2 pseudogenes are annotated in these 723 nt (G+C 65.8%); one reads left to right on the top strand and one right to left on the bottom strand.

The annotated features are described in order from the left end of the window. Window positions 1–333, bottom strand: a pseudogene (locus tag E5W87_RS15435) (hypothetical protein); the annotation flags it as partial. A gap of 172 nt (window positions 334–505) precedes the next feature. On the opposite strand from E5W87_RS15435, the pseudogene E5W87_RS15430 reads away from it, so the two are divergent. Then, window positions 506–723 (top strand): annotated as a pseudogene (locus tag E5W87_RS15430) (KpsF/GutQ family sugar-phosphate isomerase); the annotation flags it as partial.

The raw sequence follows: 723 nt of genomic DNA, 5'->3' as shown, positions 1-723 counted from the left end.
TGGCCGGGGTGGCGGGACGGGAGCCGGCGTTTCCGCAAACGGATCGTCGGTGGCCTCCGGCGGATCGAAAATGCTGCCGGTCGTTGGCGCGGTGTCATCGTCCTCTGAGGCGCCCGGGCTGGCCGGCTGATAGGTGGGCGCCGGCGCATCGCCCTGGGTGGCTGCGCCGGCCTGTGCTGTTTGATCCTGAGCGCCGGCCAGAATTGCCGATTCCGAAACCTCGCCGCGCAGCTCGGTTACTTGGGCATAGGGCTGCGCTGGTCGCAGCAAGGCGAAGACGCTGGTCGCCAGCAGCAAGGCGCAGACCGCCTTGCCGTTTCGTCTTCTTTTCATTTCAGGCTGGGCCCCGGACATCGCCACCACTGCTTGTGCGGCGCACGCGCGCCATACTTACCGAACCGTAAATGGGGATGGTTAACGGAGGGTTGAGGCGGCGGTTCATCAGGCCGCACTGATTGGGAATTCCGTTGGACAGGCGCATGGCAAAGCGCTAATCGCATCAGCCATGCATGCGGGATCCCCAGACAAGAAGCGGCTCGACGGGCAAGCTTCGATAGCCTCGGCGCTCAGAACGGTGGCAACCGAGCAGGCCGGTGTCGCGGCGCTGGCGGCCGCGCTCGAAAACGGATTGGCCGAACCGTTCGCGCGCGCCGTCGACATGGTGTCGCAGATCGAAGGCCGTGTCATCGTCACCGGCGTCGGCAAGAGCGGCCATATCGGCTC

The sequence above is a fragment of the Mesorhizobium sp. genome (assembly GCF_004962925.1).
Lineage (GTDB): Bacteria > Pseudomonadota > Alphaproteobacteria > Rhizobiales > Rhizobiaceae > Mesorhizobium.
Note: the sequence above shows the minus strand (reverse complement) of the source record. Positions and strands in the feature narration are given on the sequence as shown.